This is a genomic window from Streptomyces alboniger (assembly GCF_008704395.1).
GTDB classification, from domain to species: domain Bacteria; phylum Actinomycetota; class Actinomycetes; order Streptomycetales; family Streptomycetaceae; genus Streptomyces; species Streptomyces alboniger.
Genome location: NZ_CP023695.1, coordinates 1799425 through 1820387, shown reverse-complemented (window position 1 = coordinate 1820387; position 20963 = coordinate 1799425). Strand labels below are relative to the sequence as shown.

Sequence of the window (20963 nt, the reverse complement as noted above, 5' to 3'; positions counted from 1 at the left end):
TTGTGCCCGCTTGGCGGGGTGGCCGCCTGCGGTGCGGGCGCCGGGCGTGCCCGTTTCGGGGGAGCGGGCCGCCCGTTTGCCGCCCGGACCGGGGCGGGCGGGGGTCAGTGCGGCCACACCGGAGGGTTGGTGCAGAAGTGGCCGCCCAGGTGCGCGTGGTCGGGATTGGCGGGGTCCAGCTCGCCCTGTTCGGCGATCAGCTTTCGCGCGTACGGCTCGGAGTCGTCCCGCGGGTCGTAGCCGAGCGCCCGCGCCGAGGAGAGGTCCCACCACAGGCGGGTGTTGGCGGACGAGCCGTGGACGACGGTGTGTCCCACGCCCTCGGCGGTGAGCGCCGCGTGGAAGAGCCGTGCGCCGTCCGCGGGGCTCATCCACACCGAGAGCATCCGCACGCTCGTCGGCTCCGGGAAGCAGGACCCGATGCGGACCGAGACGGTCTCGATGCCGTGCTTGTCCCAGTAGAGCTGGGCGAGGTCCTCGCCGAAGGACTTCGACAGGCCGTAGAGCGTGTCGGGCCGCCGGGGGGTGTCGACCGGGATCAGCGGGTCTCCGCCCCGGGGGCGCGGGGTGAAGCCCACCGCGTGGTTGGAGGAGGCGAAGACGATCCGCCGCACGCCCTCCTCGCGCGCCGCCTCGTAGAGGTTGTACGTCCCTTCGATGTTGGCCCTGAGGATCTTGTCGAAGGTGGACTCCAGGGAGATGCCCGCGAGATGGAGGACCGCGTCGGTCCCGCGCACGGCCTCGCGCAGCGCCTCCCTGTCGGCGAGGTCGGCGACGATCGCGTCCGGCTCGCCCTCTATGCCGCGCAGGTCGAGCAGGCGCAGGTCGTAGCCGTAGGCCGGCAGGAGCCCGCGCATCAGCGTGCCGAGGCCGCCTGCGGCGCCGGTGAGCAGGACGGTGCGGGGAGCGGGCATGCGGGGGTCTCCTCGGATGGCGTGGGGCGTTCTTCCAGTTCACCGCAGTCTCGGTGATGTGGAGCTGATGCGGCGCGCTGTCAACGCCGGGAGCCTGGAGCCTGTCTGGCGCGGCGAGGCCGCAGGCACCGGCCGGGTGGACACGGCCCGCGCGCCAGCCCCGCGACGCTCGCGGGCCCTGTCGCACCCGCGTTGACCGCCGTTACGATCCGCGCACCAATCGTCGCTCCGGTACCAGGGGACAGAGGAGACAAGGTGCGCAACAAGGGGATATCCACGCTGGCCTGCGCCGCGCTGACAGCGGGTGCCACGGTGCTCGGCGGCATGGCACCCGCCGCCGCGCAGGGCGGGCAGGCCACCGCACAGGGCAAGGAGGCCACCGCACAGCGCAAGGAGGCCACCGACTCCGTGCGCGACCGGCTGGAGAAGATACCCGGCATGAAGGTCGTCTCCGTCGCGGACAAGGAGGGCCACCCCCTCTACACGCTGACGTACGTCCAGCCCGTCGACCACCGCAAGCCCGGCGGCGCCACCTTCACGCAGCGCGCCACGCTCTGGCACAAGTCCACGGACAAGCCGACCGTCCTCTACACCAGCGGCTACACCCTCCCCGGCGGCACCGCCTCCCTCACCCGGCTGATCGACGCCAACCAGGTCAGCGTCGAACACCGCTACTTCGCCGAGTCCCGCCCGTCCGGCGCGGCGGGCGACGACTGGTCCAAGATGACCGTCCAGCAGGAGGCCGCCGACGAGCACCGCCTCACCCGCGCCCTGCGCACCATCGAGAAGGGCAAGTGGCTCGGCACGGGCGCCAGCAAGGGCGGCATGACCGCCACCTACCACGAGCGCTACTACCCCGGCGACCTGGACGCGGTCGTCGCGTTCGTCGCGCCCAACGACGCCGACCACCGCGACGACAGCGGCTACGAGCGCTTCTTCAGGACGGTCGGGACCAAGGAGTGCCGGGACGCGCTGAACGCCGTACAGCGCGAGATGCTCGTGCGCCGCGACACGCTGCTCCCCAAGTTCGAGGCCGACGCGAAGGCGGACGGCGACACGTTCGAGGAGACCCTCGGCACCACCGACCGGGCCTACGAGTTCGCGGTCCTGGACCAGGTGTGGAACTTCTGGCAGTCCGGCACGGCCGCCGACTGCTCCACCGTCCCCGACGCGAAGAGGGCTACCGACGACGAGCTGTACGGCTGGTCGAAGAAGCACGGCCTGAGTGTCTACCGCGACGAGGACCTCGGCACCAACGGCTCCGGCCCCTACTACCGCCAGGCCGCCACCCAACTCGGCTGGGCCGACCTGAAGTTCAAGCACCTCAAGGGCGTCCGTCACTACCCGGACCTCTACCAGCCCAACTCGGTGCTGCCCGCCGCCATGCGCGGCACGTACAACGGCACGACCGTGGCCGACGTCGACCGCTGGGTGAAGAGCAGCGGCCGGCGGATGATGTTCATCTACGGCCAGAACGACCCCTGGAGCGCGGAGCGCTTCACCCCGAGCCGCCACGACTCCTACCGCTACGAGGTGCCGGGTGCCAACCACGGCGCGTCGATCGCCAAGCTGCCCGAGGCCGAGCGGACGAAGGCCATCGCGACGATCAAGCGCTGGGCGAACGTGAAGTAACCCGGCGCCGAAGGAGCAGGGGCGCGGCGATCAGCAGCCGCGCCCCCGCGAGCACCGGCAGCAGCACACGGACGTCCACGCACTCCACGAGGGCCGCGCCCGCCGCGATGCCGACCGCGGTCGGCGTGAACATCAGCGTGTTGGCGGTCGCCGCCACCCGGCCGAGCAGCGCGTCGGGGGTCTCACGCTGCACCGCCGTCAGCCCCGCGATCAGCACGCAGGGCAACCCGACGCCGTTCGCGAAGCTTCCCGCGAGGACCGCCGCGTCACTCGGCAGCGCGCTCAGACCCGCCGCCACACCGGTCAGCGCGATGCCCGCGCCGCCGAACCGCCACGCCCCGAAGCGCCGAAGCAGCGCCCCCGACGCCACGCCCACCGCGACGGATCCGGCGCCCTGCACGACGTACAGCACGCCCGTGTACGCGGGGGAGTGGCCGAGCCCCTCCACGATCGCGTACACCAGCGTGCCGCTGATCCCCGACGACAGCATCGTCAGACCGCCCGCCACCACGAGGGGCCGCAGTCGCTCGTGCCCCCACAGATAGCGGGCCCCCTCGGCGGTCCGCTCCCGCAGGGACGCCCGCTCGCGCACCGGGGCACTCTCCCGCACCCGCAGCAGCCCGTACATGCCCGCGGCGAGTACGAACGTGACGGCGTCCAGGAGAGCCACGCGAGCGCCCCCGTACGCGGCGAACAGGCCCGCCCCCGCGAGGGGCGCCACCAGCTTCATGCCCTCGTTGGCGGACATCCGCAGGCCGTTGAAGTCGCCGAGCAGCTCCTTGCCGACGGCCGTCGGCACCAGCGCGGCCTCCGCCGCGTCCGTGACGACGCCGCACGCCCCGTACACCAGGAGGACGGCGAAGAGGATCCAGAGCTGTCCCGTGCCGTCCACGGCGAACAGGGAGAGGAGCAGCACGCCGAGCGCGAGGTTGGCGGCCACCAGGAGCGGTTTGCGGCGGCTGCGGTCGGCGAGGGTGCCGAGCAGCGGGCCGATGAGGGTGGGCGCCCACAGGGCGAACTGGCAGAGCGCGGCGAGCCCGTCGGAGCCGGTCAGCTCCTTCACCCAGATGCCGGAGACCAGCCACAGCGCGGAGGTCCCGAAACCGGAGACCACCACCGCGCCCAGATAGAGGCTCGCGTTGCGGTCCCGCAGGACGCGCCCGATCGTCGATGTCATGCCAGGTGATGCTGGTTTCTAAGGCCCCGGCGTCGGAATCGGGCGCATTCCCTAACGCGGGCCGATGAGTTCGGGGCACGCGGCCGGTCACCAGAGGAGACCTACCGATACAGCTGCCTTAGCGGAGGCCCCCATGACCGGTGACATCCCGTCCGGTGACACTGATTCCGATGACATCCTCGACCTCGGCCCGCAGGCCCGCCTGGTGGCGCGCCTCGCCGAACGCGTCACGGACGGACAGCTCGCGGCGCCCACGCCCTGCCCCGACTACGCGGTACGGCACCTCATCGGCCATCTGATCGGCCTCGCCCGCGCCTTCGAGCAGGCGGCGCGCAAGGAGTTCGGGCCGGCGCTGGACGCGGACCCCGCGAGTCACGTGCCGGACATCGGCCCTGGCTGGCGCGACGAGCTGGCCGGGGCCCTGGACGCCCTCGCCGGGGCCTGGCGCGAGCCGGCGGCCTGGCGGGGCATGACCCGGGCGGGCGGCGTCGACCTGCCCGGCGAGGTCGCGGGCCTCGTCGCCCTCGACGAACTGGTCGTCCACGGCTGGGACCTGGCGCGGGCCACCGGCCAGGAGTACGGGCCGGACGAGACCAGTCTGGGGGGCGCGCGGGCGCTGCTGACACCCACGGGCGAGGAGGGCGAGGAGGGCGGGGAGCCGGACGGGCTGTTCGGCAAGCCGGTCCCGGTCCCGGAAGGGGCGCCTCTCCTGGACCGCGTGATCGGTCTGAGCGGCCGCGACCCGGGGTGGCGCGCCGGGGGCTGACCAGCGGATGCGTCAGTGCCCCGGGACCGGCCGCCCCGGAGTCGGCGTAGCGAGATAGGTTGCATTCCTGACTAGGTCGCCATACGGTCTAGGTAGCTCAAACGCTCAGGGGCTCCGCGGCACGCGTGCACACGCACCGCGCGGCCCCCTCGGGAAGGGGGACCCATGACCATCTCGCCGGACTTCTCGGTCGCATCGACGACCGTCACGGCCGTGCTCGCCGCCTATCTGCTGCTCGGCGAGCCCTGGGCCGGCCGCCGGACCTACGCCTCGCTGGCCCGGCGCCGGGACGCCGAACCCCGCGCCCTCGTCCGCTACTTCGGCCTCGTGCTCGCCGTGTGGGCGGTTTTCGCCGCCGTCGCCGTGGCGGCGCTGCTGCTCTCGCCGGGCGCCGACGCCGCCGACTTCGGCATCACCACGCCCGAGCGGCCCGGCTACGTCCTGACCCTGACCATCATCTTCGCCGCGATCGCCGTGGCGTCGGGGCGCAACTTCCGCAGCCTGGCCGAGCAGGGCAAGAACGTGCCGGGGCTCGCCTCCATCGAGGCCATGCTGCCGCGCACCGCCGAGGAGCGCAGGCTCGCGATCGTCGTCGCCGTGACCGACGGCATCTGCGCCAACCTCGTCTACCGCGGCCTCCTCATCGCCTTCGGCGTCGGCGCGCTCGGCCTCCACCTCTATGCGGCGGCGGCACTCTCGGTCGTCGTGTACGCGGTCGCCGGGTTCTACCAGGGCCGCCAGGGCGTCGCCGTCTTCGGCCTCTTCGGTGCCGTGCTGACCGGCCTCTACCTCGCCACGGGCAGCCTGCTGCTCCCCGTCGTGGCGCATGTCGTCCTCTCCGTGCGCGACCTCACGCTGCCCGCGCCGGACAAGCTCCGTGCCCCGTCCGCCGCGTGACGTGAGACCTCCGCCGACGGGAGACGCCCGTGCCGAAGAAAGGCCTCACGTCATGACCGACCGCCGCGCCAGCTGGTTCAAGGGCGTACTCGACCTCCTCGTCCTCGCGAGCCTCACCGGCGGTGAGAGCTACGGCTACGAGATCGCCAAGCAGCTCGGTGCCGCGGGCTTCGGGCAGATCAAGGGCGGCACGCTCTATCCCGTGCTCAACCGCCTGGAGGAGGCGGGTCTGGTCGCCGCGGAGTTCCGCGCCGCCGAGAAGGGTCCGGGGCGGCGCTACTACCGGCTCACCGACGCGGGCCGGGAGACCCTCGGCGAGCAGGGAGGGCTGTGGCTGGCCTTCGACGCGTCCGTGCGCGAGGTCCTGGCAAGGGCGGGAGTGGGAGAGCGATGAACGGGGCGAGCGGGGTGGACGGGACGAGCGGGGTGGACAGGACGAGCGCGGTGAACGGAGCGGACGCGGTGAACACGTGGTACGAGCAGGACAGTTACCTCCTCGACCTCGCCGGCCGGCTGCGGGCGCGCGGCCTGCCCGCCGACCGCGTCGAGTCGACCGTCGCGGAACTGACCGCGCATCTGGAGGAGGTGGGAGGTGACGCGCTGGAGGAGTTCGGCCCGGCCGACGAGTTCGCCGAGCTGCTGGTGCCCGCCACGGGGGAGCGGGCACCACGGACCCCGGCCGCCCACGTCGAGACCTGGCGGTGGACCGCCGACATCTACGTCGACGAGGAGCTTCTGAACCGCTTCGGCGACGAGGGCTGGGAGGTGGAGCGGGTCGACGCGCTCGGCCGTTTCGTCAGCCGCCGTGACACCGAGCACCCGCAGCGCTGGGAGTACCGGCGCGAGCTGGTCGCGCGCGGCCGCGAGGGCCTGGACGAACGCCTCGCGCCCGACGGGTGGGAGGCGTGCGGCACCTGGCTGGTGCACGCGTGGTTCAAGCGGCCGAGGGCGGCCAGTCTCGGTCCCGGCGCGGAGATCGCCTCGCCGCCGCCCGCGCCGGAACGGAGCAACTTCCTGAGCCGGAAGTTCTACGTCCTGGCAGGCGTCGTACTTGCCGCAGTGACCGTCTCGGGGATCTCGTCCGCGCTCGACGACGGCGCGGGCTCCGGGCTCGGCCATGCGGCAGGCCTGCTGGCCGGTGCCTGCCTGCCGATCCTGCTGATCGTGGCCGGCCAGTCGTGGCGCGGCCGGCGCGACCGGAACCGGTGAGCCGGTCCGGCAGTGCTCCACGGCACTGCCGGACCGCCACAGCCCGCTGAGGCGCCTAGCCCCTGAGACACCCAGCCGCTGAGGCACCTAGCCCCTGAGCGCCGCCGCCATCATCGCCTTCGCGATCGGCGCGGCCAGGCCGTTGCCGCTGACCTCGTCGCGGGCCGCGCTCGACGACTCGATCATCACCGCGACCGCCACCTCCTGGCCGTCGTCGCCCTTGGCGTACGACGTGAACCACGCGTACGGCGTCTTGCTGTTGTTCTCGCCGTGCTGGGCCGTTCCCGTCTTGCCGCCCACGGTCGCGCCGCTGATCTGCGCGTTCGACCCGGTGCCCTTCTCGACGACCGTCTCCATCGCGGACTGGAGGCTCTCGGCGGTGGACGCGCTCATCACGCGCTGGGTGTTCCCGTCGTCGTACTTCTCCAGGGCGTTGCCGTCCGAGTCGGTGATCTGCGAGACCATGTGCGGCGCGGCCAGCTCCCCGCCGTTCGCGATCGCCGCCGACACCATCGACATCTGCAACGGCGTCGCCGTCACGTCGAACTGGCCGATGCCCGACAGGCCCGTCTGCGCCTTGTCCATGCCGGAGGGGTACACGCTCTTGCCCGCGCGCACCGGCACGTCCAGCTTGTCCGTGTTGAAGCCCATCTTCTCCGCCATCGCCCTGACCTTGCCCTGGCCCAGGTCGACGGCCATCTTCGCGAAGACGTTGTTGCAGGAGTACTGGAGGCCGGTGCGGATCGTCGCGTTCTCGCAGGGGGCCGACTGGTTCTCGTTCCTCAACACCGTCGCCGTGCCCGGCAGCGTGTAGGGGTTCGGGCTCCGGGTCCTGGCGTCCACCGAGGAGTAGAGGCCGTCCTCCAGGGCCGCCGCCGCGACGACCAGCTTGAACGTGGAACCGGGCGGCAGCGGCTGGCGCATCGCGCGGTTCACCATCGGCTTCTCCTTGTCGGTCGTCAGCGCCTTCCACGACTCCGAGTCCGTGGAGCCGCTGATCTTCGACGGGTCGTACGACGGCGTCGAGACCATGCCGAGGATCTTGCCGGTTTTCGGGTCGATCGCGACCGCCGCGCCCTTGGTGTCACCGAGCGCCTTGTACCCGGCCTTCTGCACCGCCGGGTCGATGGTCGTCACGACGTCGCCGGGGTCGGCGCGCTTGTTGGTGACCGTGTCGAGCGGGTTCTTCAGACGGTTGTCGGTGCCGTCCAGGAGGTCCTTGTAGATGCCCTCCAGCTGCGTGGCGCCGTACACCTGCGAGCTGTAGCCCGTCACGGGCGAGTAGAGATCGCCGTTCTTGTACGTCCGCTTGTACGCGAGGTCCCCTCCCTTCGTCCGCGCGGAGCCGGTGATGGCCTCACCGCCCACGATGATGTCGCCCAGCGGGTGCGCGTACTGCTCGATCGCGTTGCGCCGGTTCAGCTTGTCGTCCGCGAGCGCCTTCGAGTCGTGGAACTGCACCCACGTCGCTCGCACCAGAAGAGCGAGCACGAGCAGCAGAGCGAAGACCGAGGCGTGCCTGATCGTCTTGTTCATCCCACGAAAGGACGAGCGAAGGGGAAGGTTTCGTTCCCTTCTGATCCGCTTGTGACCGTTTTCTCAGCGAGTCCTCATGAACGCTCAGGCTCAGTCCGTGTTCATGAAGCCCGCCTCGTACGCCGCGATCACCGCCTGCGTGCGGTCCCGCGCGCCCGTCTTGGCGAGCACGGACGCCACGTGCGTCTTCACCGTCGCCGCGCCCACCCCCATCCGCCCGGCGATCTCCGCGTTGGTCAGCCCCCCGGCCATCAGCCGCAGCACCTCGCTCTCCCGGGCGGTGAGCCGCGCCACCCAGGCGGGCGGCGCCGGCTTGGCGCGCCCGTGCTCGGCGGCCAGGGCGCGCACGGCCGCGGGGAAGAGCAGCGAGTCGCTGTGCGCGACGACGCGCACGGCCTGCACGAGCGCGTCCGCGTCCGCCCGCTTGAGCAGGAAACCGGCCGCTCCCGCGCGGAGCGCCTCGTACACGTACGCGTCGTTCTCGAAGGTCGTCACGACCACGATGCGCGGCGGCTCCGGCATCGTCCGGAGGATCTGCTCGGTGGCGCGGATGCCGTCGATCTCCGGCATGCGGACGTCCATCAGGACGACGTCGGGCGTCAGCTCCCGCACGACCGACACCGCCTCCGCGCCGGTCGCCGCCTCGCCGACGACCTCGATGCCCGGCTCGGCGGAGAGGATCGCGCGCAGGGCGGTACGCACCATGCGCTCGTCGTCGGCGAGGACGATCCGGATGGCCGCGCCACCGGACCCTGTGGGGGAGGGTGTGGTCGTCATGCGTGTGCGTGTCCCTTCAGCGGAAGTCGTACGTCGAGTCGCCAGGCGCCGTCCGCCGGGCCCGCGTCGGCGGTGCCGCCGAGCAGCCGGGCCCGGTCCGCGATGCCGCGCAGGCCGTGGCCGCCGCCGGGGCGGGTGGCGGGGGCGTGGGGCGGCAGGGGGTTCTCGGCCGTGACGGCCAGGTCGGGGCCGTCCAGGGTGATGCGCAGGGTCACGGCGGTGCCGTCGCCGCCGTGCCGCAGGGCGTTGCTCAACGCCTCCTGCACGATGCGGTAGGCCTCGCGGGAGACCAGCGGGGGCAGGGCGGCGGGCTCCATGCCGACGTCGGCGCTCACCCGCAGGCCGCTCGCCCGCGTACGGCGCAGCAGGCCCTCCAGATCGGCGGCGAGCGTGGGCGCGGGCGCGGTGGATCGGGCGTCGTCGGCCTCCCGCAGCACACCGAGCACGGCGTCGAGTTCGCCGACCGTGCGGCGCGTGGTGTCCTCGATGGCGGCCAGCGCCTCGCGGACGAACTCCGGGTCGTGGTCCAGGACACGGCGGGCCGCGCTGGCCTGGAGCGTGACCGCGCTCAGCGCGTGGCCCACGGAGTCGTGCAGTTCGCGCGCCAGGCGGTTGCGCACCGCGAGGTCGGCGGCGCGCTGCTCGGCGGCGGCGAGCCGGTCGGCGGGCGTCGGCCCGAGCAGGGCGGGCGCCCAGCGGGCGAGGAGGCCGCCGGCCGTGGCCGCGCACGCCGCGAGCGCCACCAGGCAGGCGCAGCCGATGACCGGGCAGAGGGCCACCATCCAGGGCTCGCCGAAGACTTCGGGCATCCCGATGCGGCTGTCCTGGAACACGGCGAAGAACGGCAGTGCGATCAACACGGCCGCGAACGGCGGCAGCCCGAGCGACATGCCGCTGATGACCCCGCCGAGGCCGAGGTGGAGCGTGAACCACGCGGCGGTCCGCCCGCGCGCCACCCGCCCGCGCGCGGGGCCCTCGGCGAGGGAGTCGTGCGGCACCGCGCACAGCGCCCGCACGGCGGCCACCGACATGGGCCGGGTCAGCGGGAAGAGCGCTGTGACCGCGGCCAGCGGCAACCCGGCCGCGAAGGCGGCGAGTTGGGAGGAGAGCGACCCCAGGATCTGGTCCTCGTCGACGAGCGGGCTCACGATCAGGGAGCCGACGAAGACGTACGGCATGGAGAGCGCGCCGCCCAGGATCAGATGGACCCACCGGCGGCGCGCCGCGCGCCCGAACAGGGCGGTGACGAGCGCCTTCACGCCGCGGACCCCGCCCGCGCCTTGAGGAAACGCGCGCCGAGGGCGGCCACGAGTATGCCGATGATCATCTGCACAGAGTAGGTCAGAAGCATCAGGCCGGTGGGCTGTCGGGAGAGATCGTCGGCGGGGCCGGTGAGCGAGGCCAACAGCAGCCAGGCTCCCCAGCAGCCCACCGCGCCCGAGCCCGCCCAGGCGAGGGCGAGCGGCACCTTCACCGGAAGGGCCTCCAGCGCCCGGAGCACTGGAAGCCGTCGGAAGGCGAGCATCAGGGCGCCCGCCACGGCGGCGGCGAGGTAGGCCGCGTCCAGACACTCCAGGACGGAGGAGTCGGTGGTGCGCTCCTCGGCCCGCGCCGCGCTGAGCCCGGCGGTGGAGCCGGTGGCCCACAGCACATGGAGCGCGAGGGGGAGCAGTGCGAGCAGCGCGGCGGCGACGGCGGCGGCCCGCGCGCCCCGCTCCCCGGCGCCGGGCAGCGGCAGGTCCCCCACGCGCCCCCGCCACAGGTGCCCCCAGCGATCACGTGCGTACAGCACGAACAGGGCGCCGAGCGCGCCGCCTTGAACGATGAAACCGGTGTAGACCACGCCGAAGACCCAGTCGGCGAGGAACGGCTCGTCCCCGCCGCTCCCCGCCGAGTCCCGCACACTCCCGTCGAACGCCCTGACCAGCAGTTGCAGCGGGAAACCGGCCATGATCGGCACGAGCAGCCCGGTGGCGGCCCACATCGGGAACACGAGCAGCGGGGCGGGCGTCCGCAGGCCCCGGGGCCGGGTCAGAATCAGCACCAGCACGATGACGCCGGCGTCCATGAGGACGGTGAGCCCGTTGGCGAAGACCATCAACGCCCGGTGGTCGAGCAGGGAACTGCCCTCGGGAATCCCGAGCCGGCTCCCGCAGATCCAGGCCACCTTGAGGGTGAGGTACGGAACGCAGGCGAGCAGCGCGACGAACCGCAGGGCCCGACGGGGGCGGCCGAGGGCGAAGGGCGCGGGGGCGGCCGGTGGGGAGGAGCGCTGGGTCTGCGTCATGCCCCAACGCTCCCGCCGGGGACGCCCTCCGCACCTCCTGCCCCGTGACGATCCGCCTCCCCCGCACGGCGGAGCCGAGACCCCGCCCAGGACGAGTCCAGGAGGCCGACCGGGGCGTGCGGCTCAGGCCCCGTCCAGGACGAGGACCACCTCGTCGATCTCCGCCCCGCGCGCTGCCGCGTACCCCCGCTCGCGCGCGGACTCGCGGAACCCGCACTTCTCCAGGACCCGCAGCGAGCCCGCGTTGTCCGCCGCCGCCCGGGCGTGCAGCGGGCGTTCGGGGAACAGCGCGAGCAGCTCGCGCAGGGCGGCGGTGGCCAGGCCGCGCCCCCAGTACGCGCGGTCGATCCAGAACGTGACCTCCCGCTCGCCCGGCTCGCCGTACACCCCGGCGTTGCCCACCACGTCCCCGTCCGCGAGGACCGTCCGCACGTCGGTGCCGGACGAGGTGCGCATCTTCGCCCACTGCGCGTCGAAGCGGGTCCGGTCGGCCGGGTCCTCGGGAGTGAAGGCGGCCATGCGACCGGACTCTGGATCGTTCAACTGCCGGAAGAAGACGGGTAGATCGCTGTCGTGGACTTCTCGCAGGCTGACATCCATGCGTCAGAGCCTACGAGTTGCCAACGTCAGCCGGTCGCGGGCATCGAACAGGGCGTCCTTGACGGTCTGTTCGTGGGCGGGCGTGAGCCGGGCCACCGGCACCGAGCAACTGATCGCGTCCCGCGCCGGGGTGCGGTAGGGGATGGCGACGCCGAAGCAGCGCAGACCGAGCGTGTTCTCCTCGCGGTCCACCGCGAACCCCTGCTCGCGCACCGCGTGCAGCTCCTCGATGAGCTTCTCGCGGTCGGTGGTGGTGTGTTCGGTCAGCGCGGGCAGCGCCTCCGGGAGCATCTTGCGGACCTGTTCGTCGGTGTGCGTGGCGAGCAGCGCCTTGCCGAGCGAGGTGGAGTGCGCGGGCAGCCTGCGGCCCACCCGCGTGAACGGCCGCAGATAGTGCTGGGACTGGCGGGTGGCGAGGTAGACGACGTTCGTGCCGTCGAGCCGCGCGAGGTGGATCGTCTCCGTGGTGTCGTCGGAGAGCCGGTCGAGCGTCGGCCGGGCGGCGGCCACGACCTCGTCGCCGTCGATGTACGAGGTGCCGACCAGCAGCGCGCGTACGCCGATGCCGTACCGCGTGCCGGTGGCGTCCGTCTCCACCCAGCCCAGCTCGACCAGCGTGCGAAGGAGCATGTAGAGGCTCGACTTGGGGTAGCCGACGGCCTCCTGGACCGCGGCCAGGGAGTGCATTCCGGGGCTGCCCGCGAAGTACTCGAGCAATTCCACCGTCCGCACCGCGGACTTGACCTGCGCACCGCCTCCGGTCTCGCCAGCCGACATCGCCCTTGACCCCTTTGAACGCCGAGAAATACTCTCCAACTCCCCGCCGTTCACCAACGGAGACAGTGTTCAGCATATCGAACAGCCCTGGTGAGTGGCATACCTCTGGAAAGGGAATCCGCGGTGGCAGCAGCACCAGTCTGGAGTGTCGACCCCCGAACCGGGAAGCAGCGCGAGCAGGTCGCGGTGGAAGCCACGGCCGAGGAGGTGGGCCAGACGGTCCGCGCCGCCCGCGCCGCGGCACCCGCGCTCGCCGACCGCGCGGTCCGCGCCGCCTTCCTGCGCACCGCCGCCGAACTCCTGGAGGAGGCGAAGGACCACCTCGTGGAGGCCGCGGACGCGGAGACCGCGCTCGGCCCCGTCCGGCTCACCGGCGAACTCGCCCGCACCTGCTACCAGTTGCGCGCCTTCGCGGAGATAGTCGACGAGGGCGCCTTCCTCGACATCGTCATCGACCACCCCGACGCCACGGCGACCCCGCCCATCCCGGACCTGCGCCGCTACAAGATCCCGCTCGGCGTCGTCGCCGTGTACTCCGCGTCCAACTTCCCCTTCGCCTTCTCCGTACCCGGCGGCGACACCGCGAGCGCGCTCGCCGCGGGCTGCCCCGTCGTCGTCAAGGCCCACCCCGACCACCCGGGCACCTCCGAGCTGGTCGCCTCCGTACTGCGCAGGGCCGCGGCACGGCACGGCATCCCCGAGGGCGTCCTCGGCCTGGTGCACGGCTTCGAGGCGGGCGTCGAACTGGTCAAGCACCCGCTGGTCGCCGCCGCCGGGTTCACCGGCTCCGTCCGCGGCGGACGTGCCCTCTTCGACGCGGCCGCCGCACGGCCCGTGCCGATCCCCTTCCACGGCGAGCTGGGCTCCCTCAACCCCGTCGTCGTCACCGAGGCCGCCGCGGCCGAGCGCGGCGAGCAGATCGGCACCGGCCTCGCGGGCTCGATGACGCTCGGCGTCGGCCAGTTCTGCGTCAAGCCCGGCCTGGTCCTCGCCCCCGAGGGCGCGGGCGGCGACCGGCTCGTGAAGTCCCTGACCGAGGCGGTCAGCGACACCGACGCCGGGGTCCTCCTGGACCACCGCATGCGGGACAACTTCGTCGCCGGGGTGCGCGAGCGCGCCGAACTCCCGGACGTGGAAGCCCCCGTGACCCCCGGCGCGGGCGGCGAGCACACCGTCAGCGCGGGCTTCCTCACCGTCCCGGCGGCGCGCCTCGCGAGCGAAGGGGCGTACGACCTGCTCCTGGAGGAGTGCTTCGGCCCGGTCACCGTCGTCGCCCGCTACGCCGACGACGCGGAGATCACCGCCGTCCTCTCCCGCCTGCCCGGCAACCTCACCGCGACCGTGCAGCTCTCCGCCGACGAGGCGGCGGGCGCGAGCCCCCGGGGCGCCGAGCTGATCGCCGAGGTCACCCCGCTCGCCGGGCGCGTGCTCGTCGACGGCTGGCCCACCGGCGTCGCCGTCGCCCCCGCCCAGCACCACGGCGGCCCCTACCCGGCCACCACGTCCACGTCGACGTCCGTGGGCGGCACGGCCATCGAACGCTGGCTGCGCCCGGTCGCGTACCAGAACGCCCCCGAGGCGCTGCTCCCGCCCGAGCTGCGCGACGCCAACCCGCTGGGGCTGCCACGGCGGATCGACGGGCGCCCGGAGCGCTGACCCGCCGCGGGGTCGATCCGTGGCTCACACCGCCACGCGGCGCCCCGTGGCCGCCGACCGCCCGATCGCGTCCAGCAGCCGCTGGCGCCGCACCGCGTGCGCGAAGTCCGGCGCGTGGGCGGTGCCCTCGGTCAGGTCCGCGAGGATCTGCGCGTACTGCGCTCCCACGTTGTACGCCACGTCGTACGAGGGAAGCCCGCGCAGCTCGGCCAGCTCGGGCACGTCGAGGTGGCGCGCGGGCACGGGGAGTTCGGTAAGCCCCCGGTCGGCGCCGCGTCCGCCGCGCACGGTCAATGCGGCCTGCTGGAGGTGGCCGGAGTCGCCCGTGACGACCAGGTCCCCTTCGGTGCCGTTGATCTCCCAGTGGAAGTCAGTACCCCGGGAGAGCCCCGAGCGGAAGTGCGCGGTGGCGACGGCTCCCGACTCCAGGCGTCCCGACACGGCGATCTGGTCGGCGGCCGTCATCGGAGCGGTGCGCCCCGTGCCCGCCTCGCGCACGACGGGCCGCCGCGTCGCGAGGGTGGCGGAGACCTCGGTGAACTCCCCGAGCGCCATGGTGAGCCCGTCGACGGTGTGCCCGAAGGGGATCGTGAGCATCGTGGCGCCGTTCCGCTCGTCCAGCAGATAGGCGCCGCTCGGCTCGAACACCGGCCCCCACCCGCGCCCCGAGGCGACCAGGGTCGTCGACAGGACCTCGCCCACGTAGCCGTCGGCGACCAGCTCCCTGACGTGCCGGACCGCGGGCGCCGAACGGGCCTGGAGGCCCACGAACGTCCGTACGCCCGCCCGGTCCGCGGCCGCCGCCAGCTCCTCGGCCTCGGCGAGACCGTTGCCGAGCGGCCACTCGGAGAGCACCGCCTTGCCCGCGCCGAGCGCGGCGAGGACCACCTCGCGGTGCAGGGGCACGCGCACACTCACCACGACGAGGTCGACCTGGTCGCTGCGGACCAGCTCGTCGGTCGAGCCGAACGCCAGCGGCACCCCGTACTCCTCGCCCGCCGCCCGCGCCGAGGCCTCGCTCGACGCGGACAGGGCACGCAGCTCGTACCCTTTGAGGCGGGCCAGCGCGGGCAGATGGGAGCGGGACGCCCAGCCGCCGCGGGCGGACAGGCCGACGATGCCGACACGGACGGGGGAGGGGACGGAGGTGGCGCCGGCGGAAGCGGCGGTGACGGAAGCAGCGGTGGATTTCATGATCGGGACGGTAGGGCGCACCGCCTGGTTACCCGCAAGGAGACCAACTATATTTTGGGAACCATGACTGGTCAGCCCCACAATGACACCGTCGGCCAACCCCGGCACGACATCTACGGCCTGCTCTGCCCGGGCCGCGCGGTCTTCGAGCTGCTCGTCCACAAGTGGACGGGGCTCGCCATCACCGCCCTGGCGGACGGCCCGCGCCGCTTCGGCGAGCTGCGCCGCAAGCTGGAGGGCGTCAGCCCCAAGGCACTCACCCAGACCCTGCGCCGCCTGGAGGACAACGGCCTCGTCAGGCGCACGGTCTACGCCGAGGTCCCGCCCCGCGTCGAGTACGAACTGACCGCTCTCGGCCGCGGCGCCCTGGAGCCCCTGGCACATCTGCGCACCTGGATCAGGGCGAACACGGGAAAGTTCACGGCGGGGGAATGAGCCGCTTTGCCCGTACGTTGACGCCCTGAGCGGAGGCTCCCTCCGCACCGACAGCCACGCATCCGCGTACCGCACGACCTGGAAAGAGCCACACATGCGCGTCGAGATCTGGAGCGACATCGCCTGCCCCTGGTGCTACGTGGGCAAGGCCCGCTTCGAGAAGGCCCTCGCCGCCTTCCCGCACCGCGACGGCGTCGAGGTCGTGCACCGCTCCTTCGAGCTGGACCCGAACCGCGCCAAGGGCGACTTCGGGCCCGTCATCCCGATGCTCATGCGCAAGTACGGCATGACCGAGGACCAGGCCCGCGAGGGTGAGCGGCGGCTCGGGGAGAACGCGGCCGCGGAAGGCCTCGACTACCTCACCGAGGGCCGCGACCACGGCAACACCTTCGACATGCACCGCCTGCTGCACCTCGCCAAGGAGCGGGGCCGGCAGGACGAGCTGATCGGCCTGCTGTACCGCGCGAACTTCGCCGAGGAGCGGTCCGTCTTCGCGGACGACGAGCGCGTCGTGGAGGTCGCCGTCGAGGCGGGCCTGGACGCCGACGAGGTGCGGGCCGTGCTCGCCGACCCCGCCAGGTACGCCGACGAGGTCCGCGCCGACGAGCGCGAGGCCGCCGAACTGGGCGCGAGCGGCGTGCCGTTCTTCGTCCTCGACCGCAAGTTCGGCGTCTCCGGCGCCCAGCCCGCCGAGGTCTTCACGCAGGCCCTGGAGCAGGCGTGGGGCAGCCGCCCGCCGCTGACCGCCCTCGCAGACGCCGATGCGGGTGAGGCGTGCGGGCCCGACGGATGCGGGGTTCCGCAGGGCTGAGCGGCCGCATAGGTTGATCCCCATGACGCTCACGGGGATCAACGACGGCACCGACCACGCGGGCGAGTTCGCCCCGAAGACGACCTACCTCAATACGGCGAGCTGCGGTCTGCTGCCGCGCCGGGCCGTCGCGGCCGTCCAGGCCCTGGCGGCGGAGATCGGCTCGGGCGAGCGCAGCGGGTCGGGCGACTTCGCGAAGGTCGACGCGGCCCGCGAGTCCTTCGCGCGGCTGGCGGGTGTGGCCCCCTCGCGGGTGGCGACCGGCGGCTCGGTCGCCGTGCACGTCGGCCTGATCGCCGCGTCCCTCCCGGCGGGCGCCGAAGTGCTCTTCCCCGAGGGGGACTTCTCGTCCCTGATCAACCCGTTCGTGCTGCGGGGCGACCTGAAGGCGCGGTACGCGCCGCTGGAAGGGCTCGCGGAGGCGGTCGGGCCCGAGACCGCGCTGGTCGCGTTCTCCACCGTTCAATCGGCCGACGGCCGTGAGGCGGACTGCGCCGCGATCCGCGAGGCCGCGGCCGCGCACGGCGCACGCACCCTCGCCGACGCCACGCAGTCAGCGGGCTGGCTGCCGTTCGACGCGGGGGCGTACGACTACTCCGTGACCGGCGCCTTCAAATGGCTGCTCTGCCCGCGCGGTACGTCCTTCCTGACGGTGGGCGAGGCGGCGCAGGAGTCTCTGGTGCCGCTGCACGGCGGCTGGCTCGCGGCGGCCGACTCCTGGCAGTCGACGTATGGTCCGATCGGTGAACTCGCCCCGGACGCGCGGAGGTTCGACGAGCCGCCCGCCTTCCTCGCCTATCACGGGGCGGCCGCGGCACTCTCCCTGGTCGAGGAGGTGGGCGTCGACGCGATCCACGCCCACGACGTGGCGCTCGCCGAGCGCTATCGCGCGGGGCTCTCCGAACTCGGTCACTCCCCGGTGCCGGGAACCTCGCCCATCGTCTCGGTCCCCGGGCTCGCCGACCGCGAGCCGGAGCTGGCCCGCGCGGGCATCCTGGCGTCCGCGCGGGCGGGCCATCTGCGCGCCACCTTCCACCTGTACAACACCGAGGCCGACGTGGACCGCCTCCTCGACGTACTGGCCGGCTGAGCCCCCGGGGGCCCGTGGGTCTCAGCCCCGCGCCGCCCGCCGCTCCGGGCAGTCCGCCGTCTCCGTGCAGAGGTTCGCCTCCACCTTGGCGAGCAGGCGCAGCAGTTCCGTACGCTCCTCCTCTTCCAGGCCGGCGAGCGTATGCCGCTCCAACTCGCCCCAGGCGCGCTCCACTTGGGTGAGCAGCCCGCAGCTGGCGTGGCTGGCCTCGACGAGCACCGCCCGGCGATCGGCGGGGTCGGGGCGGCGGCGCACATGGCCGGCCTGCTCCAGCCGCTGGAGCATCTTCGTGACCGTCGAGGGGTCGAGGTCCACCGACTTGATCAGCTCGGACTGCCGCACCGGCCCCGCCTCCCACAGGTGCATCATCACGAACTCCTGGCCGGGATAGAGCCCCACCCCCTTCAGGGCCTTGCCCGCGGCGATGCGGTGCAGCCGCGCCACCCGGCTGACGGCGTGACTGAGCGGGCCCGCCATGGCCACCGCGGGCGGCCCGGGGGGGCAGTCGGGGTCGGCCGGTTCGGTTCGAGCGGGGTCGACCTTCATCACGTGCTCCTGCTGGTCACTGGTCGTCTTCCAGAAGGTTACCTTGGTCGGCCAATAAATGCGTTACAGTGGCGTCAGGCCAACTGCTTGGTCGACCACATAAAACTTGCCCGGGAGTCCTGATGACCACCGCGTTCGACCCCATCGACCTGTCCGGTATCTCGCTCGCCAACCGCATCGCCATGGCCCCCATGACCCGCAGCCGTGCTGGTCAGGGCGGTTTCGTCACGGACCTGACCGCTGAGTACTACGCCCAGCGCGCCTCCGCAGGCCTCATCATCACCGAGGGCATCCAGCCTTCTGTGGTCGGCCAGGGATACCCGGACACGCCTGGCCTGCACAGCGCCGAGCAGGTCGCCTCCTGGCGCAAGGTCACCGACGCCGTGCACGCGGCGGGCGGCAAGATCTTCGCCCAGATCCTGCACGCGGGCCGCATCGGCCACCCCGTCCTGTTCCCCGACGGCGTCGTCAGCGTCGCCCCGTCGGCGATAGCGGCCCAGGGCCAGGTCTACACGGCCGAGGGCCCCAAGGACTTCGTCACCCCGCGCGAGCTGACCGACGCCGAGATCCGCGCCACCATCGCCGACTTCGCCACCGCCGCGCGGCACGCCGTGGACGCGGGCTTCGACGGCGTGGAGCTGCACGGCGCCAACGGCTATCTGATCCACCAGTTCCTCGCGCCCGGCACGAACCGGCGCACCGACGAGTGGGGCGGCTCGGTCGAGAACCGCATCCGCTTCGCCGTCGAGGTGGCCAAGGCCGTCACCGAGGAGATCGGCGCCGCCCGCACCGGCCTCCGCATCTCGCCCGGCAACCCCTTCAACGGCATCTCCGAGCCCGACCCGGAGCCGACGTACACCGCCCTGGTGAAGGAGCTGGCCGCGCTCGACCTCGCGTATCTGCACATGATGGAGGTAGGCGACGTCCGCGAGCTGACCACCCGGCTGCGCCAGGACTTCGGCGGCACGTTCATCCTCAACCCGCGGACCGAGGGCCCCACCGGCGAGGACGCGCTCGCCCTGATCGAGGACGGCACGGCGGACCTCATCACGTTCGGCGCGCTGTTCCTCGCCAACCCCGACCTGCCGGCCCGCCTGAAGGCCAAGGGCCCGTACAACACGCCCGACCAGGCCACCTTCTACGGCGGCACCGAGAAGGGATACACGGACTACCCCGCGCTGTAACACGGACCACGCGACGCGGCCCGGCGCCCACGGGGGGTGCCGGGCCGCATCGCGTCCGGATCAGCTCACTTGACCGGGGTGAAGTCCCGTGCCCCGATGAACTCGGGCCGGCGCACCGGCGCCGCGAACGGCTCGACCGCGGTGTTCTCCACACTGTTGAACACGATGAAGACGTTCGAGCGGGGGTAGGGGGTGATGTTGTCCCCGGAGCCGTGCATGGCGTTGCAGTCGAACCAGGTGGCCGAGCCCGCCTCGCCGGTGAACAGGCGGATCCCGTGGTCGGACGCGAGGTGCGTCAGCGTCTCGTCCGACGGGATGCCCGCGTCCTGCATCTGGAGCGACCGCTTGTAGTTGTCCTTCGGCGTGGCGCCCGCACAGCCGAGGAACGTCTTGTGCGACCCCGGCATGATCATGAGGCCGCCGTTGGTGTCGTGGTTCTTCGTCAGCGCGATCGACACCGAGACGGTGCGCATGTTCGGCAGGCCGTCCTCCGCGTGCCAGGTCTCGAAGTCCGAGTGCCAGTAGAACCCCGAGGCCCCGAAGCCCGGCTTCACGTTGATCCGGGACTGGTGGACGTACACGTCGGATCCGAGGATCTGCCGTGCCCGGCCCACCACGCGCGGATCGGCCGCGAGCTTGCCGAACAGCTCACTGATCTTGTGCACCTCGAAGATGGAGCGGATCTCCTGTGAGCGCGGCTCGACGATGGAACGCTCGTCCGCGCGCATCACCGGGTCGTTCATGAGCCGTTCCAACTCGGCGTGGTACACGCTGACTTCGTCCGGGGTGATCAGCTGGTCGATGGCCAGGAAACCGTCCCGCTCGAACCCCGCCAGATCCCCGGCCGCGATGGGGCCCTCGGCACCCGGCTCGGACCACACCACCGGGTCCTTGCGTTCGATGAGCACCTCTTCGGCGCCTCGGGTCGGGTACAGGTCAATGGTGCGTTCGGGTGCGGTGGTCATGGTGTTGCCTGCCTCTCCTCTCGTACGGCCCTGTGCGGGATGTCAGCCGACCTCAGCCGACCGGCGCGCGCTCTCAGCCCTCGTCGTCCTCGGTGAGCAGCGGGTACACGCCGTTCTCGTCGTGGTCCTCACGTCCGGTGACGGGCGGGTTGAAGACACACAGGCAGTGGAAGTCCTCCTTGATCCGCATGGTGTGCTTCTCATGCCCGTCGAGCAGGTACATGGTGCCCGGAGTGATCGTGTACTTCTCGCCGGTCGTGTCGTCGGTCAGCTCGGCCTCGCCCTTGGTGCAGACGACGGCCTCGATGTGGTTGGCGTACCACATCGACGTCTCCGTCCCCGCGTACAGGATGGTCTCGTGCAGGGAGAACCCCACGCGCTCCTTGGCGAGGACGATGCGCTTGCTCTCCCAGGTACCCGACTTGGCCTTCACATGCCGGTCGGTGCCTTCAATGTCCTTGAACGAACGGACGATCACGGTGGGTTGGTTCCTTTTCTCTTACGTTGCCG

Annotated in this window: 22 protein-coding genes; 10 read left to right on the top strand and 12 right to left on the bottom strand. The window is 72.4% G+C overall.

Annotation, left to right across the window (positions count from 1 at the left end):
- Positions 1 to 104: 104 nt before the first annotated feature.
- Positions 105 to 914 (bottom strand): NAD-dependent epimerase/dehydratase family protein, encoded by an 810-nt coding sequence (locus tag CP975_RS07955; RefSeq protein ID WP_055533947.1) that lies wholly within the window; start codon positions 912 to 914, stop codon positions 105 to 107.
- A gap of 255 nt (positions 915 to 1169) precedes the next feature.
- Between CP975_RS07955 and CP975_RS07950 the strand changes: the two genes are divergently transcribed.
- The gene (locus CP975_RS07950; protein ID WP_055533945.1) at positions 1170 to 2546 is read left to right on the top strand and encodes a S28 family serine protease; all 1377 of its coding nucleotides are present in this window, start codon (positions 1170 to 1172) and stop codon (positions 2544 to 2546) included.
- On the opposite strand, the gene CP975_RS07945 is transcribed toward CP975_RS07950, so the two are convergent.
- Entirely contained in the window at positions 2521 to 3723 is a 1203-nt protein-coding gene (locus CP975_RS07945; protein ID WP_055533943.1) for an MFS transporter, read from the bottom strand. The two genes, CP975_RS07950 and CP975_RS07945, sit on opposite strands and share 26 nt — an antisense overlap.
- Positions 3724 to 3856: 133 nt before the next feature.
- Here CP975_RS07945 and CP975_RS07940 point away from each other — a divergent pair, with 133 nt between their 5' ends.
- The 4 genes from CP975_RS07940 (at position 3857) to CP975_RS07925 (ending at position 6595) form a co-directional block, all read left to right on the top strand.
- Complete coding sequence (locus tag CP975_RS07940; RefSeq protein ID WP_055533941.1) at positions 3857 to 4489, top strand: TIGR03086 family metal-binding protein; 633 nt, start codon at positions 3857 to 3859, stop codon at positions 4487 to 4489.
- Between the two features lie 165 nt (positions 4490 to 4654).
- Positions 4655 to 5386, top strand: coding sequence for a CPBP family intramembrane glutamic endopeptidase (locus tag CP975_RS07935; RefSeq protein WP_055533939.1), 732 nt, complete (start codon positions 4655 to 4657; stop codon positions 5384 to 5386).
- Between the two features lie 52 nt (positions 5387 to 5438).
- Complete coding sequence (locus CP975_RS07930) at positions 5439 to 5780, top strand: PadR family transcriptional regulator (RefSeq protein ID WP_055533936.1); 342 nt, start codon at positions 5439 to 5441, stop codon at positions 5778 to 5780.
- Complete coding sequence (locus CP975_RS07925; protein WP_150476700.1) at positions 5777 to 6595, top strand: hypothetical protein; 819 nt, start codon at positions 5777 to 5779, stop codon at positions 6593 to 6595. Before CP975_RS07930 ends, CP975_RS07925 begins: the two co-directional genes overlap by 4 nt.
- A gap of 87 nt (positions 6596 to 6682) precedes the next feature.
- Here the strand turns inward: CP975_RS07925 and CP975_RS07920 are convergent, their stop codons facing one another.
- From CP975_RS07920 to CP975_RS07895, 6 genes are all read right to left on the bottom strand, one after another.
- Positions 6683 to 8131 (bottom strand): peptidoglycan D,D-transpeptidase FtsI family protein, encoded by a 1449-nt coding sequence (locus CP975_RS07920; RefSeq protein ID WP_055533934.1) that lies wholly within the window; start codon positions 8129 to 8131, stop codon positions 6683 to 6685.
- 90 nt (positions 8132 to 8221) lie between these two features.
- Entirely contained in the window at positions 8222 to 8908 is a 687-nt protein-coding gene (locus tag CP975_RS07915; protein WP_055533932.1) for a response regulator transcription factor, read from the bottom strand.
- Positions 8905 to 10167, bottom strand: coding sequence for a sensor histidine kinase (locus tag CP975_RS07910; RefSeq protein ID WP_246201429.1), 1263 nt, complete (start codon positions 10165 to 10167; stop codon positions 8905 to 8907). The genes CP975_RS07915 and CP975_RS07910 overlap by 4 nt, the downstream gene beginning before the upstream one ends.
- Positions 10164 to 11195 (bottom strand): hypothetical protein, encoded by a 1032-nt coding sequence (locus CP975_RS07905; RefSeq protein WP_150476699.1) that lies wholly within the window; start codon positions 11193 to 11195, stop codon positions 10164 to 10166. Before CP975_RS07905 ends, CP975_RS07910 begins: the two co-directional genes overlap by 4 nt.
- 123 nt (positions 11196 to 11318) lie before the next feature.
- Positions 11319 to 11795: a GNAT family N-acetyltransferase gene (locus CP975_RS07900; RefSeq protein WP_055536373.1), complete on the bottom strand. Its 477-nt coding sequence runs from the start codon at positions 11793 to 11795 to the stop codon at positions 11319 to 11321.
- A 3-nt stretch (positions 11796 to 11798) separates the two neighbouring features.
- A complete protein-coding gene (locus CP975_RS07895) occupies positions 11799 to 12572 on the bottom strand; it encodes an IclR family transcriptional regulator (protein ID WP_055536372.1) in 774 nt (257 codons plus the stop codon).
- Between the two features lie 123 nt (positions 12573 to 12695).
- Between CP975_RS07895 and CP975_RS07890 the strand changes: the two genes are divergently transcribed.
- Entirely contained in the window at positions 12696 to 14228 is a 1533-nt protein-coding gene (locus tag CP975_RS07890; RefSeq protein WP_150476698.1) for an aldehyde dehydrogenase (NADP(+)), read from the top strand.
- Positions 14229 to 14252: 24 nt separating this feature from the next.
- Here CP975_RS07890 and CP975_RS07885 read toward each other — a convergent pair whose 3' ends face one another.
- Positions 14253 to 15422 (bottom strand): Gfo/Idh/MocA family protein, encoded by a 1170-nt coding sequence (locus CP975_RS07885; protein ID WP_055536376.1) that lies wholly within the window; start codon positions 15420 to 15422, stop codon positions 14253 to 14255.
- A 63-nt stretch (positions 15423 to 15485) separates the two neighbouring features.
- On the opposite strand from CP975_RS07885, the gene CP975_RS07880 reads away from it, so the two are divergent.
- From CP975_RS07880 to CP975_RS07870, 3 genes are all read left to right on the top strand, one after another.
- The gene (locus CP975_RS07880) at positions 15486 to 15857 is read left to right on the top strand and encodes a winged helix-turn-helix transcriptional regulator (RefSeq protein WP_055536370.1); all 372 of its coding nucleotides are present in this window, start codon (positions 15486 to 15488) and stop codon (positions 15855 to 15857) included.
- Positions 15858 to 15951: 94 nt separating this feature from the next.
- Complete coding sequence (locus CP975_RS07875) at positions 15952 to 16668, top strand: DsbA family oxidoreductase (RefSeq protein WP_055536369.1); 717 nt, start codon at positions 15952 to 15954, stop codon at positions 16666 to 16668.
- Positions 16669 to 16690: 22 nt separating this feature from the next.
- On the top strand, positions 16691 to 17758 hold the full coding sequence (locus CP975_RS07870; protein ID WP_055536368.1) for an aminotransferase class V-fold PLP-dependent enzyme: 1068 nt from the start codon (positions 16691 to 16693) through the stop codon (positions 17756 to 17758).
- Between the two features lie 21 nt (positions 17759 to 17779).
- On the opposite strand, the gene CP975_RS07865 is transcribed toward CP975_RS07870, so the two are convergent.
- On the bottom strand, positions 17780 to 18235 hold the full coding sequence (locus tag CP975_RS07865) for a MarR family winged helix-turn-helix transcriptional regulator (RefSeq protein WP_246201752.1): 456 nt from the start codon (positions 18233 to 18235) through the stop codon (positions 17780 to 17782).
- Positions 18236 to 18426: 191 nt separating this feature from the next.
- Between CP975_RS07865 and CP975_RS07860 the strand changes: the two genes are divergently transcribed.
- Positions 18427 to 19488, top strand: coding sequence for an alkene reductase (locus tag CP975_RS07860; RefSeq protein ID WP_055536366.1), 1062 nt, complete (start codon positions 18427 to 18429; stop codon positions 19486 to 19488).
- Between the two features lie 65 nt (positions 19489 to 19553).
- On the opposite strand, the gene thpD is transcribed toward CP975_RS07860, so the two are convergent.
- Together thpD and CP975_RS07850 are read right to left on the bottom strand one after the other, a co-directional pair.
- Positions 19554 to 20453 carry an ectoine hydroxylase gene (gene thpD / locus CP975_RS07855; RefSeq protein ID WP_030791152.1) on the bottom strand — a complete coding sequence of 300 codons (900 nt, stop codon included), beginning with the start codon at positions 20451 to 20453 and terminating at the stop codon, positions 19554 to 19556.
- A 73-nt stretch (positions 20454 to 20526) separates the two neighbouring features.
- Positions 20527 to 20931: an ectoine synthase gene (locus CP975_RS07850; protein WP_055536365.1), complete on the bottom strand. Its 405-nt coding sequence runs from the start codon at positions 20929 to 20931 to the stop codon at positions 20527 to 20529.
- Between the last annotated feature and the right edge of the window lie 32 nt (positions 20932 to 20963).

Coding starts and splice junctions, on each gene's coding strand:
- CP975_RS07915 (WP_055533932.1), bottom strand. CDS start 8,908: ATGACGACCACACCCTCCCCCACAGGGTCCGGTGGCGCGGCCATCCGG.
- CP975_RS07880 (WP_055536370.1), top strand. CDS start 15,486: ATGACTGGTCAGCCCCACAATGACACCGTCGGCCAACCCCGGCACGAC.
- CP975_RS07905 (WP_150476699.1), bottom strand. CDS start 11,195: ATGACGCAGACCCAGCGCTCCTCCCCACCGGCCGCCCCCGCGCCCTTC.
- CP975_RS07920 (WP_055533934.1), bottom strand. CDS start 8,131: ATGAACAAGACGATCAGGCACGCCTCGGTCTTCGCTCTGCTGCTCGTG.
- CP975_RS07935 (WP_055533939.1), top strand. CDS start 4,655: ATGACCATCTCGCCGGACTTCTCGGTCGCATCGACGACCGTCACGGCC.
- CP975_RS07865 (WP_246201752.1), bottom strand. CDS start 18,235: ATGGCGGGCCCGCTCAGTCACGCCGTCAGCCGGGTGGCGCGGCTGCAC.
- CP975_RS07955 (WP_055533947.1), bottom strand. CDS start 914: ATGCCCGCTCCCCGCACCGTCCTGCTCACCGGCGCCGCAGGCGGCCTC.
- thpD (WP_030791152.1), bottom strand. CDS start 20,453: ATGACCACCGCACCCGAACGCACCATTGACCTGTACCCGACCCGAGGC.
- CP975_RS07945 (WP_055533943.1), bottom strand. CDS start 3,723: ATGACATCGACGATCGGGCGCGTCCTGCGGGACCGCAACGCGAGCCTC.
- CP975_RS07885 (WP_055536376.1), bottom strand. CDS start 15,422: ATGAAATCCACCGCTGCTTCCGTCACCGCCGCTTCCGCCGGCGCCACC.
- CP975_RS07875 (WP_055536369.1), top strand. CDS start 15,952: ATGCGCGTCGAGATCTGGAGCGACATCGCCTGCCCCTGGTGCTACGTG.
- CP975_RS07870 (WP_055536368.1), top strand. CDS start 16,691: ATGACGCTCACGGGGATCAACGACGGCACCGACCACGCGGGCGAGTTC.
- CP975_RS07900 (WP_055536373.1), bottom strand. CDS start 11,795: ATGGATGTCAGCCTGCGAGAAGTCCACGACAGCGATCTACCCGTCTTC.
- CP975_RS07895 (WP_055536372.1), bottom strand. CDS start 12,572: ATGTCGGCTGGCGAGACCGGAGGCGGTGCGCAGGTCAAGTCCGCGGTG.
- CP975_RS07930 (WP_055533936.1), top strand. CDS start 5,439: ATGACCGACCGCCGCGCCAGCTGGTTCAAGGGCGTACTCGACCTCCTC.
- CP975_RS07940 (WP_055533941.1), top strand. CDS start 3,857: ATGACCGGTGACATCCCGTCCGGTGACACTGATTCCGATGACATCCTC.
- CP975_RS07925 (WP_150476700.1), top strand. CDS start 5,777: ATGAACGGGGCGAGCGGGGTGGACGGGACGAGCGGGGTGGACAGGACG.
- CP975_RS07860 (WP_055536366.1), top strand. CDS start 18,427: ATGACCACCGCGTTCGACCCCATCGACCTGTCCGGTATCTCGCTCGCC.